Source organism: Thalassotalea montiporae, from assembly GCF_053485855.1.
Genome location: NZ_JBQRUO010000001.1, coordinates 62575 through 78441, shown reverse-complemented (window position 1 = coordinate 78441; position 15867 = coordinate 62575). Strand labels below are relative to the sequence as shown.

The 15867-nt window shown below is 43.8% G+C and carries 12 protein-coding genes; 10 read left to right on the top strand and 2 right to left on the bottom strand.

Annotated elements, in window-relative coordinates:
• Nucleotides 1-43 precede the first annotated feature (43 nt).
• From ACSLUR_RS00410 to ACSLUR_RS00365, 10 genes are all read left to right on the top strand, one after another.
• Nucleotides 44-1951: a 5-oxoprolinase subunit B/C family protein gene (locus tag ACSLUR_RS00410; protein ID WP_448550782.1), complete on the top strand. Its 1908-nt coding sequence runs from the start codon at nucleotides 44-46 to the stop codon at nucleotides 1949-1951.
• 352 nt (nucleotides 1952-2303) lie between these two features.
• Nucleotides 2304-4547, top strand: a complete 2244-nt coding sequence (locus ACSLUR_RS00405; protein WP_448550779.1) for a TonB-dependent receptor — start codon at nucleotides 2304-2306, stop codon at nucleotides 4545-4547.
• 340 nt (nucleotides 4548-4887) lie between these two features.
• Nucleotides 4888-5478, top strand: a complete 591-nt coding sequence (locus ACSLUR_RS00400; protein WP_448550777.1) for an anthranilate synthase component II — start codon at nucleotides 4888-4890, stop codon at nucleotides 5476-5478.
• Between the two features lie 93 nt (nucleotides 5479-5571).
• Nucleotides 5572-6717, top strand: a complete 1146-nt coding sequence (locus ACSLUR_RS00395; protein WP_448550775.1) for an HDOD domain-containing protein — start codon at nucleotides 5572-5574, stop codon at nucleotides 6715-6717.
• A gap of 457 nt (nucleotides 6718-7174) precedes the next feature.
• Nucleotides 7175-8389, top strand: a complete 1215-nt coding sequence (locus ACSLUR_RS00390; RefSeq protein ID WP_448550773.1) for an aspartate aminotransferase family protein — start codon at nucleotides 7175-7177, stop codon at nucleotides 8387-8389.
• A 183-nt stretch (nucleotides 8390-8572) separates the two neighbouring features.
• On the top strand, nucleotides 8573-9589 hold the full coding sequence (gene astA, locus ACSLUR_RS00385) for an arginine N-succinyltransferase (RefSeq protein WP_116015447.1): 1017 nt from the start codon (nucleotides 8573-8575) through the stop codon (nucleotides 9587-9589).
• A gap of 74 nt (nucleotides 9590-9663) precedes the next feature.
• Entirely contained in the window at nucleotides 9664-11133 is a 1470-nt protein-coding gene (gene astD, locus ACSLUR_RS00380) for a succinylglutamate-semialdehyde dehydrogenase (protein WP_448550771.1), read from the top strand.
• A gap of 357 nt (nucleotides 11134-11490) precedes the next feature.
• Nucleotides 11491-12291 (top strand): DUF1338 domain-containing protein, encoded by an 801-nt coding sequence (locus ACSLUR_RS00375; protein WP_115998836.1) that lies wholly within the window; start codon nucleotides 11491-11493, stop codon nucleotides 12289-12291.
• Between the two features lie 354 nt (nucleotides 12292-12645).
• Nucleotides 12646-12993 carry a DUF3802 family protein gene (locus tag ACSLUR_RS00370; RefSeq protein WP_115998835.1) on the top strand — a complete coding sequence of 116 codons (348 nt, stop codon included), beginning with the start codon at nucleotides 12646-12648 and terminating at the stop codon, nucleotides 12991-12993.
• A gap of 69 nt (nucleotides 12994-13062) precedes the next feature.
• A complete protein-coding gene (locus ACSLUR_RS00365; protein WP_115998834.1) occupies nucleotides 13063-13467 on the top strand; it encodes an OsmC family protein in 405 nt (134 codons plus the stop codon).
• Between the two features lie 85 nt (nucleotides 13468-13552).
• On the opposite strand, the gene ACSLUR_RS00360 is transcribed toward ACSLUR_RS00365, so the two are convergent.
• Nucleotides 13553-14806 (bottom strand): hypothetical protein, encoded by a 1254-nt coding sequence (locus ACSLUR_RS00360; protein WP_448550768.1) that lies wholly within the window; start codon nucleotides 14804-14806, stop codon nucleotides 13553-13555.
• A complete protein-coding gene (locus ACSLUR_RS00355; protein ID WP_115998832.1) occupies nucleotides 14807-15706 on the bottom strand; it encodes a phosphoribulokinase in 900 nt (299 codons plus the stop codon). It abuts the gene before it with no gap.
• Nucleotides 15707-15867 lie beyond the last annotated feature (161 nt).

Below are 15867 nucleotides of genomic sequence, written 5' to 3'. Positions count from 1 at the left end.
CTAATGTTAGCCAAGTATAAAATCACTTTATAGGATTGAATTAATGGATATCAGCGCAATCGAATTCGATTTTATCAGTGAAGACACTTTGCTATTGCGTTGGCCCGAACAAGTGTGTCGTCAGCAACACCGACAAATTATCAAAGCTCAGCAACATTTAATCAATGAACTAAGTCAGTTTATTACCGACACGTTAGTAAGCTTTAACTCACTGCTGATTTACTACCGCTATCCACTGCTCTCTGCTAATCAACTTCAAACACTGATCGAACAAGCATTGGCTAACCATGCAGAAGGCTGCGCCACTGCACCGGAGCATGCAAATCCATCAAGTGCCGATGATAAACCACTAGCGGGTAAGCAAATTAGTATTCCCACTTACTATGACGAGCAAGCCGGTTGGGACTTAACCGGGGTGATGCAAACCACGGGATTAAGCCAACAGGCGATAATCGCCAAACACAGTGAACCTGACTATTATTCCTACGCTCTAGGGTTTACGCCGGGCTTTGCCTATCTCGCCAGCCTAAACTCGCAACTGCAATTGCCCAGAAAAGCGATCCCTCGCAAACAAATGCCAGCAGGTGCAGTTGCCATTGCTGGTGAACAAACCGCGGTATACCCAGATGCAACTCCAGGAGGCTGGCATATTATCGGGCAATGTCCCGTATCGCTTTATCAAGTGACGGATACTGGCATCGAAAGTGTTATCAAAGTGGGAGATAGTGTGCGCTTCACACCAATTGACCGCGCTGAATTTATCGCACTTGGCGGTAAGCTAGCAAAAGAACAAGAGTCAATAGCTAGTCCATTATGCGAGGATCTCAACAACTCAATATCAAATACTTCACCACCAGGAAAGAACCTAAGCGCGAATAGCCGTCAACAGCACACGCCACTACTGCACTCGCAATTACTAGACAAGCCATTACTGACAATCAACAAAGGCGAAGCTCGCGTTAGTTTGCAAGACTCAGGGCGTAAACATTGCAGCCAGTACGGTGTTAGCCCATCTGGCGCTGCTGATGAATATGCGTTGATGACAGCCAATCAATTACTGGGTAATACCTGCTTTGAAGCGGCACTAGAAATACTGCTCGGTGATGTTGAAATCGTATTCCATCAAGTATGCGAGCTAGTGGTCGCAGCTGTTGGTGATGAACAACCTCTCATTTTAAATAATGAAGCCAAGCCAATGTGGCAAACGCTCTGCATTCAAGCAGGTGATACCTTGACTATTGCGCCATTAAAGCAAGGCAATTACGCCTATCTAAGTATCAAAGGGGGTTTTGCCACTAGCTCATGGTTTGAAAGTGCGATACCTAAGCTTAATGCACCAATCGTAAATGAATACTTTGCCAATCAGCCGTTAGCCAAAGCTGAAGCTGACCTTGCTCAACAAGTTGATTCTCAAGTGACTTCTCAGGTAGCGGTCCAACCTGTCAAAAATCTGCGTAGCTATTCAACCTTTTATCCGGCGCAAGAATTGGCATGCGAACAAGCATCACCTTTTATTGCTAGGTTTATTGCAAATAAAGCATGGCAAAGTTTATCGCATGACCAGCAAGGCGAATTGCTCAACCAAATCTTCACGATTGATATCAGCTCAAACAAAATGGGTTATCGCCTTAATGGCCATGGATTTGTGAACTCATCAACTAACAGCCAATCTGCATACCAAGCTTTGGGTGACAGCGCAGGCACAATTTCCAAACCAGTCACTTATGGTCAAATTCAGCTACCAAGCGCAGAACAATGGATTGTGTTAATGAAAGATAGGCAGACCATCGGCGGCTACCCAAGTATCGGCAGTGTGATGAAAACCGATCTGTTTCGTCTCGCCCAATTAAAGCCAAACCACCCTGTGCGTTTTCAGCCAATTTCGCTGGCGCAAGCACAAGTGCAGCTCACCGCCTTTTATCAGCGTTTTGGTAACTTGTCAGAAAACTAATTGCTTGAGCTTAGTTAACCGCCTGCTTTAACCGTTTCTGTAATCTCCCCTTCTCAAATCCGCTATTTAGTCTCCCGTTAAAAAGCGTCTTACACCGACAATTCATAGTCTAACTATTGGATTCGCTTGGTATTAAAGGAAGTTAACCAACGCTTGAGCGTCAAGCTTTACGCCCCCACATTAACATCGTATTTACATTTATTTACATTAATTTAGGTGGAATTGAGTATTATCTTTCGCGAATGATACTGATTATCATTTCGTGATAAGCACGTGACGGATTACTGCACCAGTTAGTGAACTGAATTAATCCTCACTTTCCTCCCGGATAATAAGCATTACAAGGAATATTGTGAAAACACTTAATCTCAATGCCATTTCACTAGCAATGGTCTCTCTTTTCTCAGCAACCAGCATAGCGGCAACCCAGCCTTCAGACATCGAAGTGATAGAAATTACCGCTAAACCTTTTGAAGTGCCCGTTTCATCTTTACCAGGTACCGTGCAACTAATCAGCCAAGCAGAAATTCAGGCACAAGCAGCGGTTAGTGCCGATGTTTCGTCACTACTCGCTAACTTAGTGCCCAGCTACAGCCCCGAAACACAAATGCTATCAAGTACTTATCAGGGTTTTCGTGGTCGCAAATCAATCGTCATGATCGATGGCATTGTCGTGTCTAATTCTTTGCGTGAAACCAGCCGCGTACTAGCCTCAATATCAGTTGAAAACATTGCTCGTATTGAAGTGATTCATGGCGCCAGCGCAGTATATGGCAATGGTGAATCGGCAGGTGTTATCAACTTAGTCACTCACCAAGCCAGTGATCTAAACGTTGAATTTTGGAGCCAAGTTAAGTTTGACGGTTCAATTCATGATTCAGATTCACATGGTTATCAATTTAACCAACGTATCTCTGGCACTGTCGATCAGTTCTCATATCTTGGCCAGTTGAATTGGCGTGAAAGTGGTGAAATTTTTGATGGCAATGGTAACCAAATCCCTTCCGACCCCGCAGGCAGAGGTGGTTTAGGCGAACTAAAAGATATTGATGGTCTCTTGAAATTCACTTACCAACTCAACCAAGACGCCGATTTAGCCCTCAATGCTCATTATCGTAAACTGGAAAATGAATTGAGCTTTGGCCGCAAAACTATCTTTGACAATGTTGTCGTGGTAGATCCAACCAAGCCATTTACTGGCGATGCGCCTTATAGCGAAAACCAGTATCTGCAACTTGAGTTTAATCATCAAAGATTATCCAACCACAAAGTCAATATTGAGCTTAGTGTCGCCAACAGTGAGAATACACAGGCGAACACAGTCAAAGTTGAGTCTGACAAATTCGCCTTGCGCTTCGCTGCTCAACCTCTATCGCTGCCACGCTCGCAAGATGTGTTTACTTACGGTATCGATTATCAAATAGATGAAACAACTCAGCACAGCAGTCGTGGTATTTGTGAAATATGCGATGTTGAACAAACCAACTTAGCCCCCTTTGCAGAGTACCAATTCAATTTTGACAACTTTATGGTGCAAGTCGGTGCACGTTATGAAAATTTTGACTTGGATGTTCCAAGCTATGTCGCGACAGGCCGCTACGGCGATGCCCCTTTCTTTGGTCAGCAAATTAATGGCGGTGAATTAAGCTACAACAAAACTGTATTCAATGTCGGTGCTGTTTACCGCTTCACAGAAACCGAAGTTTATGGCTCATTTTCACAAGGCTACGGCCTAGGTGATCTGCGCCGATTAAGATCAATTAACGTTAACGATGTGGATAACTACCGCCAAGCACTTCAACCCGTGGAAGCCGACAACTATGAACTTGGTTTACGTGGACAAATTAACGCTTTTAGCTTTGATTTAAGCCTTTACTACACCGATGCTGAACATGCACAAAGCTATGTTGATATTACCGACCAAGTGATTTACGCATCGCTTCAGCAAGTCGACCCAAGACTCACTTATGATTTAAGCCAAACGTTTAATCCTGATGCTATTGATGCCTTAGTGACCCGCGATGAGCGCACATATGGTGCAGAATTTAGCTACGCCTACAGTTTCACCGACTCCTTAGATATCGGTGGCACCTTAAGTCACAGCGAAGGAAAGTATCGTCATCCAACAAGCGGCTGGATTGATCTCAACCACTCGCGTTTAAGCCCGTTTAAAGCGACCCTTTACGCTAACTTAGAGCTAACCGACAAGCTAGGCGCTAATATTCAAATTAATCACATTGGTTCACGCGGTGCTGGCGAGCGAATTAATTTAGCCATCCCACAAAATGGCGCTTTTGGCACGTTTGAAGGCTACCAATACTATGGTGCAGGAGTAGAGGGCTATACAACGGTTGATCTGTCGATGTATTACAACACTGACATGGGGGATTTTAAGCTCGGCATTAAAAACCTATTTGATCGCGTTTACTTGCCAACTTATGCCCAGCAAGGAAGTGGCAGTGTTTATGGGCAAATTGATCTGCCACCAAATCCAGCACTTGATCAGATCGAAAGCTTAGTACGTGATTTTGCTTTTAGAGACAGCTATAACGCCCAAGGAACAACGTTTACCCTAAGTTACAGCGTGGCTTACTAACGCTATTTACTTCCCCAAAAGCATTATTCGCTTTGTGAGATAAGATCCCAATGATTGGTGCGCTGCTTCAGCGTACTAATCATTCATGTCGCTAAGGTTATCTTTAGGTTGCCCCACTACTTTTCTGCCAAACAGCAAAGTAGCAACGAATCGACAGCAGACTGTCTACTACCAATCCAGCACAAAATAAGGCGCTGAATAGCGCATTACAGTAAAGCCATTTATCACAAACTGAGCATTCTAATATTTATGCGAAGTATCATAGGCACTCGCATCAAACGCTGAATTACGTTTAAAATAGCGCAGCTTTTACCATTGGGCGTTATAACGAGGTTTTTCTGTGCTGTTAATGATCGACAATTATGATTCTTTTACCTTTAACCTCGTGCATTATTTTCAATCGCTCGGGCAAGAGGTAAAAGTGGTTCGTAATGACGAAGTTACTATTGCCGACATCGAAGCATTAGTCCCTCAATATTTAGTGGTTTCCCCTGGCCCTTGTGATCCCGACAAAGCGGGTATTTCACTGGCGGCTATCGCCCATTTTGCCGGAATTATCCCCATTCTGGGCGTATGTTTAGGGCATCAATGTATTGCACAACATTTTGGCGCTAAAGTTGAACGCGCACGACAAGTTATGCATGGTAAAACGAGTAATATTAGCCATTTGGGTTCAGGCTTATTTGAGGATCTCAATCAGCCGCTGGAAGTTACTCGCTACCATTCTCTGATTGTTAATCGCCAATCACTGCCTAGTGAACTGCAAGTCACAGCATGGACTACACACGCCAACGGCGAGTTTGACGAGATCATGGCGTTAGAGCATCAAACCTTACCAATTGCTAGCGTGCAATTTCATCCCGAGTCAATATTGACCGAGCAAGGCCATATACTCCTGAATAATTTCTTGGCAAAATACCGCAGAGAATGACGCGACTAACATAAATTCCTCATGAATTTATTGCCTTAGTCGATATAAAAAACAACTATAATCGCCAGTAAGCCAAAATAATAATTACTCTTCATGCAGCTTTTTGAACAACACGACACCACTTGGGTACTGTATCAGCGCTATATTAGCCTGTGTATCAAGAAAGAATTTGCCCAGCAGCAAACTGGTACCCTAGTGACTTTTAATCACCAAGACAGTGAACAAGCACATCGTCGTCGTGAGTTACTCGAAGTTGAAGAGCAAGCAAAACAAGAAAAGGCGATAAAAGAGCACGGTGAGCAACATTTTCGCAATCAAGTAATGAATAAGTTCTTCACCAAAGTTGCTGGCGAAATTAACACTGAGTTCGAACAAAAAGAAAATTTTTACCAGAGTTTTCTGGCCATTGAAGATGCCGCGCCAGCCATTCTGGAAATTCTCTCATTGCGCGCAGCCTCACTTAATCGCGTTACCCCGCTGGTTAGCAGCTTGCATTGGTTGGCTGAAGAAGCAATTAACCTAGTCAATAAACCTCAGTATCGCAAAAATGCAGACGTAAAAGTTACACAAGCCAATTTGGCCGTTAGCTATATTGGTTTAGAAAACTTAAAGTTAGTGATGCCAACCTTTATTTTAAAACACTGGTTACCGCTTAGCACAGCGCCTTACCCGCTGATGAAGCGCAAATTGTGGAACGATAGTTTATCAGTTGCCTTAGCGACTAGAGCATTAGGCGAAGCGCAAGGGGTAGATTGGTATCGCGCCTTTACTGCGGGCATGCTATCCAATGTTGGCACACTCGCTGTTACCCGCTGTTTTCTTGAAAAATTTAGTGACTCGTATAACCGAGAAATTAAAGATGCTTACGATAATCGCGATAAGCGATTGCATGACGCGCTGGTCAGTCTAGAGCAATCACCTGAGCTATTACTAGAGCAGCTGTGCACGCGCAGTTATATGGTGGGTGCAGATCTAATTGAACAAATGAAGTTTGACCGCCTGCCGATTACCGAACCATTATTCGACCTAGCTTTCGCTCGTACCACCTCGGCAATGAGTGAACTGGCACAGTTGGTAACGAAAGCAAAGGCTTACGTAATGTTTCGCACCTTAGCGAAAGATGAACTGATCAATAATGACGAAGCAAAACAATTATTGTCTGTTGCGAAAATAACGCCGGCAGATATTGCGTTGCTTAAGAAAACCGATATCAATCACCTTAAACTTAACTTCAGTTAAGCTAACGCCTAACGGCCTTAATCAACTTCTCCGATTACACTTATGGGTAAATGCTTCTCCCCAACGTTTGCTTGCTACTTCCTTTTAAAGTGAAAAGTGCTAAGTGATAATCATTCCACCCTTTATTGGTGAATTTACCATCAAGGTTTCACTCGTTTTGACGATAATTGCACAGATTTTTTTTTGATTAGTTATGAACTCAGCTCATAAGGCAATTCTAGCCAACAGCGTTTTGCCTCCCTTGAACGCCTAGGAATCACCGCCTTTAGGCGACTAAAATAGTTATGCACTCTTGATGCATAAATCCCTACAAGCCTTGAATTTACTGGCTTTGCAACCTTCTCAAACAAGACATTGATGGATTTTTCTGCCATACTGTCGGTCTTAATTTTGCCCTTTCAGCGTAAAAAGCTGAGCAAAAACTAATTAGACAAGCCCACAAGTAGAGGAGATTAAAATGTCGAACCATTTTCCTGTCGACCGCGCGTTATTTGACGATGTTATGGTGCCAAACTACTCACCATCAGCAGTAATTCCAGTACGCGGTGAAGGCTCTCGAGTTTGGGATCAAGAAGGTAAAGAATTTATCGATTTCGCTGGCGGTATCGCAGTGAACTGTTTAGGCCATTGCCACCCTGCACTTGTTGGTGCATTAAAAGAGCAAGGCGAGAAAATCTGGCACTTATCAAACGTAATGACCAACGAACCGGCACTGCGTTTAGCGAAAAAAATGGTAGACAGCACATTCGCTGAGAAAATTTACTTCGCGAACTCAGGTGCAGAATCTAACGAAGCGGCATTAAAACTTGCACGTCGTTGGGCACTAGATAACTTTGGCGCAGAAAAGTCACAAATTATCTCATTCAAACAAGGTTTCCACGGCCGTACTTTCTTCACGGTAACAGTTGGTGGTCAAGCAGCATACTCTGACGGCTTTGGTCCTAAACCAGGTGATGTAGTACACGCTGAGTACAACAACCTAGAGTCATTCAAAGAGCTAATCTCTGACAAGACTTGTGCAGTAATGATGGAGCCACTGCAAGGTGAAGGCGGTATTGTTTCACCAACACAAGAATTTGTTGAAGGTGTACGTGAGCTTTGTGACCAGCACAATGCACTATTAATTTTCGATGAAGTACAAACAGGTGTTGGCCGTACTGGTGAACTATATGCATACATGGGCTTAGGTGTAACACCTGACATTTTAACGTCAGCCAAAGCGCTAGGTGGCGGTTTCCCAATCGGCGCTATGCTAACGACAACTGAGATTGCTAAGCACCTTAAAATTGGTACCCACGGCAGCACATACGGCGGTAACCCACTAGCATGTGCAGTTGGTGAAGCAGCATTTGATACGGTTAACGACCAAGCAGTATTAGACGGCGTAAAAGCAAAAGAAAAACTTTACTTTGATGGCTTAAAAGCAATCAACGAAAAGTACAATGTTTTCCAAGAAATCCGTGGTAAAGGTTTATTATTGGGTGCCGTGCTAACTGAAGCATACCAAGGCCGTGCAAAAGACTTCTTAGTTGCTGCGATGGAAGAAGGTGTAATGACCTTAGTAGCTGGCGCTAGCATTGTTCGTTTTGCACCGTCGCTAATTATTCCTGATGCCGATATTGCTGAAGGTTTAGCACGTTTTGAAAAAGCAGTAGCAAAATTAGCTCAGTAATCAGCCGAGCTGAACTAAGCTATTAAGCTAAGCGGCTAAGCCAAGCACATAAGCCAAGTGCATAGGCTTAGGCGCTAAATCAAATAGTTAAACTTAACCAGTAAAATAAGCCAACTAAATAACGCTTGCCGATGCTTAATTTTAATAAAGCAGCAAGCGTTATTTCTCTACAGAGACAGATTTATGATTATTATACGCCCTATTCAAACTAGCGATTATGATGCTTTGCATCGCATCGCCGTCGAATCAGGACACGGTTTTACATCACTCCCTGTTAACGAAGAACTGCTCACCAATCGTATTAACCATTCGGTAAGTTCATTTGATAGTCAGGTTACTCAGCCGGGTAATGAAGGCTATTTGTTCGTCATGGAAGATACCGAAACAGGTCAAGTTGTCGGTACTAGCGGCATCGAAGCGGCAGTCGGCTTAGAAGATGCATTTTATCACTATCATTTAGGCAAAGTGGTTCACAACTCACGTGAGCTCGGCATTTACAATACCGTCGAAACCTTGTCTTTGTGTAACGACTACACAGGTGCTTCAGAAATTTGCACCTTGTTTTTAAGTGAGTCGCACCGCAAGAATAACAATGGTCGCTTCCTATCACGCTTCCGCTTCTTGTTCATGGCAGAGCACAGCGAACGCTTCTCTGACACGGTAATTGCCGAAATGCGCGGCGTGTCTGACGATGATGGCCGCTCGCCATTTTGGGCATGGTTAGAAGAACACTTCTTCTCGATGGATTTTCCAACCGCAGATTATCTAACGGGCATTGGCAAGAAAGTGTTTATTGCCGAGTTAATGCCGAAATATCCAATTTACGTCAACCTACTGAGCAAAGACGCTCAGCAAGTGATTAACAAGGTACATGACAAAACTGTTCCAGCGTTACGCTTACTGGAAGCCGAAGGTTTTGCTCGTCGTGGCTACGTTGACATCTTTGATGCTGGCCCAACGGTTGAAGCGACCAAAGGTAGCATTCGTACCGTCAACGAAAGCCGAAAGTATCAAGTGATCTTTGGCGATGTTGATGAAACTACGAACTACATTATCTGTAATACCAAGGTGAAAGATTTTCGTGCCACACAAGCGCATGCTTCGGTTAGAGAAACGGCTAATCAAGTAGTGATCAACCACGCAGTTGCTGATGCCTTAAATATCGGTGAAGGCGACTGGGTACGTATCGTCGCTAACTAAGCTTATTGCTTTAAGGTTGCTCCGCTTACGACATTGCAGAGTGATACCAATAGCAAGAACATAGAGAAATACATATGACGCAAGCAATTCAATTTATCAATGGTCAATGGCAAGCAGGCCAAGGCCATGAAGTTACCTCGCTTAACCCTGCGAAAAACGAAGTGATTTGGCAAGGTAACACAGCTACTGCAACACAAGTAGATGAAGCGATCAAAGCCGCTCGCACCGCATTTACTAGCTGGTCAATGCAAAGCTTAGAAGACCGTATCGCGGTAATTGAAGCGTACGGCAAGCAGCTAGAAGAAAACAAAGAAGCAATGGCGCGTACTATTGCTGAAGAAACTGGCAAGCCATTGTGGGAAACCCGCACAGAAGCAGCGGCAATGATGGGTAAAATTGGCCTATCATTAAAGTCTTACCACGAGCGCACAGGTACCGTTGAAAACCCAATGCCAGGCGCAAAAGCGTTTATTCGCCATAAGCCACACGGCGTTGTTGCGGTATTTGGCCCATACAACTTCCCAGGCCACTTGCCAAATGGCCACATTGTGCCAGCGCTAATCGCAGGTAACACTGTGGTATTTAAGCCAAGTGAATTAACCCCGAAAGTAGCAGAGTTCACGTTAAAACTTTGGGAAAAAGCAGGCTTACCAGCGGGTGTGATTAACCTAATACAAGGTGAATTAGAGACCGGTAAAGCGCTAGCAAGTCACCCACAAATTGACGGCCTATTCTTCACTGGCTCTTCAACCACAGGTAAATTGCTACACGAACAATTTGGTGGCCAGCCGGGTAAAATCTTAGCGTTAGAGATGGGTGGTAATAACCCGCTTATCGTTAAAGACGTTGCTGATGTTGATGGTGCAGTGCACGAGATTATTCAGTCAGCCTTTATCACCACAGGTCAACGCTGTACTTGTGCCCGTCGTTTATTCATTAAAAACGATGCTCGAGGCGATGCTATTATTGCCAAATTAGTTGAAGTGACAAAGAATATCAAAATTGGTCATTTCGATGCCGAAGAACAACCATTTATTGGTTCAATGATTTCAGCCAAAGCGGCACAAGGTTTAGTGGCAGCGCAAGCACAATTAGTTGAATTGGGCGGTAACAGCCTAGTTGAATTGAAGCACTTAGAAGCTGACACAGGTTTTGTTTCACCGGGTATTATTGACGTTACTGCGATTGATGCATTACCAGATGAAGAGCACTTTGGCCCACTATTGAAAGTGTTCCGCTACTCAGATTTTGATGCAGCGATTGTAGAAGCTAACAACACGAGCTTTGGTTTGTCAGCGGGTCTACTTGCCGACAGCAAAGACGACTACGATTACTTCTTCGCTCGCATTCGTGCCGGTATTGTGAACTGGAATAAGCAAATCACCGGCGCCAGCGGCGCGGCACCTTTCGGTGGTATTGGTGATAGCGGTAACCACCGTGCATCGGCATACTACGCAGCAGACTACTGTGCGTACCCTGTGGCCTCTGTTGAAGCTGACAAGGTGGCGATGCCTGCAACATTAAGCCCAGGATTAAGCATTTAATTGATCTTGATTAATCTTTCGTATGCCCGCTTTCTTTATCATGCCTTCTTTTAGCATGGCAATGGTATAGTAAACAGGCATACGATTGATTAAAATATCGACCATGAAGCTGACGTATCAACTACAAACTGCAGGCTTTCGCCCAGCATTTTTCAAAAGTATTGATCAAATCTAAATCACTGACGACAAGTTAGCGTTTGCTTTCGTCATGCTCAACTTTTACACCTAAGCGCTCGCTGACCTGACGCCCTCTTATTCACGTTATTTGAATTCATTTTATCAACGAATTTAATAACGGGATCTTAACCCTAACTAATGATTTATTAGCGTTTAATTCGCCTCTTATTAGGAACTGTTATGACTGCGCAAGTTACACAATTATTTAACAACATTTGGCAACACTACTTAACCGTGACTCCGTCTGCGGAAAAAATTCACCAGTTATTAGGCTCGGGCAACGATGTGATTAACGATCACGTTGCTTACCGCACTTTTAACATTGAAAAGGTTGGCTTAGACAAGCTAGCAGCTCACTTATTAGCGCTTGGTTACAAAGAGTGTGGTGAGTACAACTTTGAAGCGAAAAAGCTTTACGCTAAGCATTTTGAGCACGCTGACAGCACGCAGCCAAAAGTATTTATCAGCGAATTATTAGTTGAAGAATTCTCACCTGAAGCACAAGCGATTATCCACAAGTTAGTTGAGCAATTGCCAGAAGAAGCAGTTACTGCAGAAAACTTCTTATACTCAGGTCGTCAGTGGCAAGTAAGCCATGAAGACTACCAAACACTATTAGCAGAAAGTGAGTACGCAGCTTGGGTTGCGGCATGGGGTTACCGTGCAAACCACTTTACGGTAAGCATTAACCACCTAGAAAACCATGAAACTATCGTTTCAGTAAATGATTCACTAAAAGACGCTGGTTTTACGCTAAACAGTGTTGGTGGCGAAATTAAAGGTGACGAAACGGTGAAGCTAGAGCAGTCTTCAACCATGGCAGATCACGCTGAAGTAGCGTTCACTGATAAAACCGTTAGCATTCCTAGCTGTTTTTACGAATTTGCGAAACGCTACCCACTAGAAAATGGTGAGTTATACACAGGCTTTGTTGCGGCATCTGCGGACAAGATTTTCGCCAGCACTAACGTTGCTGCCTAGTTGCTCAACTCTCCAGTCGCTTAGCCTTAAAGCTAACCACTAGCTCAGCAATAAGCGAACGATACGCGCTGTTACTGTATTAATTTATGCAGTAGTGGCGCGACCTTTACTCCTTAAATTTCCCTCTGCTCGACCAAATTCTACGCTAATCATTTGATGCGTTTTAAAGTCAATTGGTATAACTACCAAACCACTCAAATCCTTCGATTACCTTAGCTAAACGCGTTATTTACACTGTGTTAACCAAGCGACATTTTCCTTCGATAAATTTCCTACGACGCTACCGGCAAACTTGCGTCAGACAAGCGATTAAGAGTAAAGTATCTGCCAATTTAACATTAACTTTGATGAATTATGGTTACCGATACTGAAGGTTATGTTCATATCATTGAATACCTCACTGAACACTTAAGCCTGTTTGAAAACGCCAATAACAGCAATAGCGGTGAAACCGTAATGGAAGTGATTGAGCAAGAGCTCAGCGAACAGATCATTTTGGTGTGCAGCCAAAACGAAGATTTAACCTTTAACCAACGCAATATGATTATTCGCGAGGTTGATTCTATTGTTTATGATTTAGAAGAGATTTTATCAGCCGTTGTTAACAATGCCGTCTCTGATAAACAGCGCGTATTTCTTAAAGAATTTGCGACCTTGATCAAAAACCTATTTGATACCGAAATTCACCACCTTCCTCACTAAACTCGTTAGAGGGGCAAACAGGCTCCTCAATACGAATTTAAATCTGATATAACAACGACAGAGGCAATTATGAAAGCAACCGTTACTTGGGCTGGCGAAGAACTGTTTTTAGCACAGTCTGAAAGTGGCCATTCATTGGTACTTGACGCAAATGGCGGTAAAACCGCACCAAGCCCACTTGAAAATGTTCTCCTCTCGCTTGGCAGCTGCTCATCAGTTGATGTAGTCAGTATTCTGCAAAAAGCACGTCAAAAGATCACCGACTGTCGTGTCGAAATTGACGCTACACGTGTTGATTCTGTGCCACGTTTATTCTCTGATATTCACCTACATTTTGTGATCACTGGGACAGACGTTGCCGCCAAGCATGTTGAGCGTGCTGTCAGCTTATCAGCCGACAAATACTGCTCAGTTGCACTAATGCTAAATAAAACCGTCAAGATTACTCACGACTTTGAAATTGTAGAAGCTTAGTTTTACGAAACTAATCCAAACTGAACTGGGCTGAGCTGAGCCGAGCTGGGCTAAGCCGAGTCAAACTGGGCAGAGCTTAGCTAAACTACCAGCCAAATGTATCTAGCACTTGCTGGTAATCATCATCTGACAAGAAAAGATTGGCAACCGCTAATGCCGTTGCCTTGTTCACTTGACCACCTGCTTGTGCTTTGAAGCCTAGCCCCAACCAATAGTCGTAACTGATTTTATCTGGCGCACCGCTGTATTGTGCTAACAATTGATAAAAGTAAGCGCCACAGTGGTAGAGTGCTTGATAGGCTTGCTGCTCAGCAAATTCATCCACCGGAGTTTCGGCTAACTTTCCTGCACAGCTAGTTTTCGCCTGTTGACGCTTGTGTTCAACAAAAGCTTTCGCCTCAGGGTAGAAGCTCATAAGTAACTCGCCCGCCACAAACTCAGCGTGACCTTCATGTATCCATGCGTTTTGAGCGCTGATGTGCTGTACATAGCTACCTTGATAAAGGTGCACCACTTCATGGGCGTAAAACCAGATTAGATCATAAGGGTTAGTTTGCTTTAGCTGACCGTACCAGTGCATAAAGATCTGATCGGGTAATACCCCACCTTGACGGCCATAGCGCTCACCATAGGTTTGCTCAAACGAGGCAAAAAGCATAGGTTTACGCGGCAGTTTAGGAAAGCGCTCCGCCATTGCGGTGATTGCTTTCGGCAAGAATTGATGAAGTGCAGAAGTAACCTGTTCAGGTAGGGCTTTGTCTATCACAGAGATGTAATAGCGAGTATCGTTGACTTCTGTGTTACCAACAAATACTTTTCGACCGTCATTATCATCATACCAACTAACTTTGCCATAAGCTGATTGCCCATTGAGGATAATGCGCTCGCTAGGCGGCGCAGACAGCGTTAAATACCAAGTATGCTCATTACCCCTGCACATAACCGCGCACGCAAAAAAACGCCCGCTATGCAGCAATATGGAGCCATCTGAAAATACCGCAAATGGCGCATATGACTTAGGCAGATGTGTGTAGGTTGGCGTTAATGCGAATGAAACCGAAGTAAAGCGAGTATTATCTTTTCGAAAAACAGTATCCTTACCGTTGACCTTACGCAAGGAGTAACCTTTATCTAATAGTTGCCAACGGTCAAAGCGCGAGTTATCTGGTGAATGATGGAACTGGATGCTTTGGATTGGCGTTTTACTGCGATAGGTGACCGACCACTGATTATCTTCCGATTTCTGTAAGTCAGTAATTAGGATGTTATTGGCACTCAGCGTAAAGCTAGAGGAAAGCAGTGCTATCCAAAGAACAACACGAACTGCTAACGCCAACATTTATAGATCTGACATCCAATCAAGCTGTTTGTTCGCTTCGGCTTTTTTGTCCATCAACTCTTTGATCAGCGGGGTTAGAATTAACTCCATGGCAAAGCCCATTTTTCCACCCGGCACCACCAAGGTATTAACGCGTGACATAAAAGCACCGTCAATCATCGATAGATAATACGGAAAATCAATATGGGTGGAGTCACGAAAACGGATCACCACAAAACTTTCATCTAACGACGGAATGGCTTTAGCGCTAAATGGGTTTGAAGTATCAACCGTTGGCACGCGCTGAAAGTTAACATGAGTGCGAGAAAATTGCGGTGTAATAAAGTTAATATAGTCGTCCATCGAACGAACAATGCTATGAGTTACCGCTTCACGGCTGTGGCCGCGCTTATTAGTATCGCGGATAATTTTTTGTATCCACTCTAAGTTGACAATCGGTACCATGCCGATCAGTAAATCAACATGCTGAGCAACATCGTTTTTGTCGGTTACCACACCGCCATGCAAGCCCTCGTAAAACAGTAAATCTGTTCCTTCACCTAAATCTTCCCATGGCGTAAACGTTCCTGGCATTTGGTTATAGGGCACAGCTTCGTCAAAGGTATGCAAATAACGGCGCATTTGGCCTTTACCCGTTTCACTGTAATCTTTAAAGAGCTTTTCTAGTGCATCAAAGTCATTGGCTTGATCACCAAAGTAACTAATATTGCGTCCTTCATCACGAGCTTTACGCTTTTCTAAATCCATTTCTTGGCGCGAATAACGGTGAAAGCTGTCTCCCTCAACATTGGCAGAGGTAATATCTAACGTGCGAAAAATATGCTCGAACGACTCAGTCGTTGTTGATGTACCTGCACCTGACGAACCGGTTACAGCAATGATGGGATTACGTGAAGACATTGAAAGTCACTTAATTCACTTTTGAGGCCAAGGAGTTTTGTTATACGGGCAATCAATTTTCAGGTCAAGCCATTCTAATTGTTTATTATTCAGCTAAACTAAGGAGGTATTTGAATGGCATAGAACGGATTAATGGTTAAGCGGTATTATCAGTCACTTAT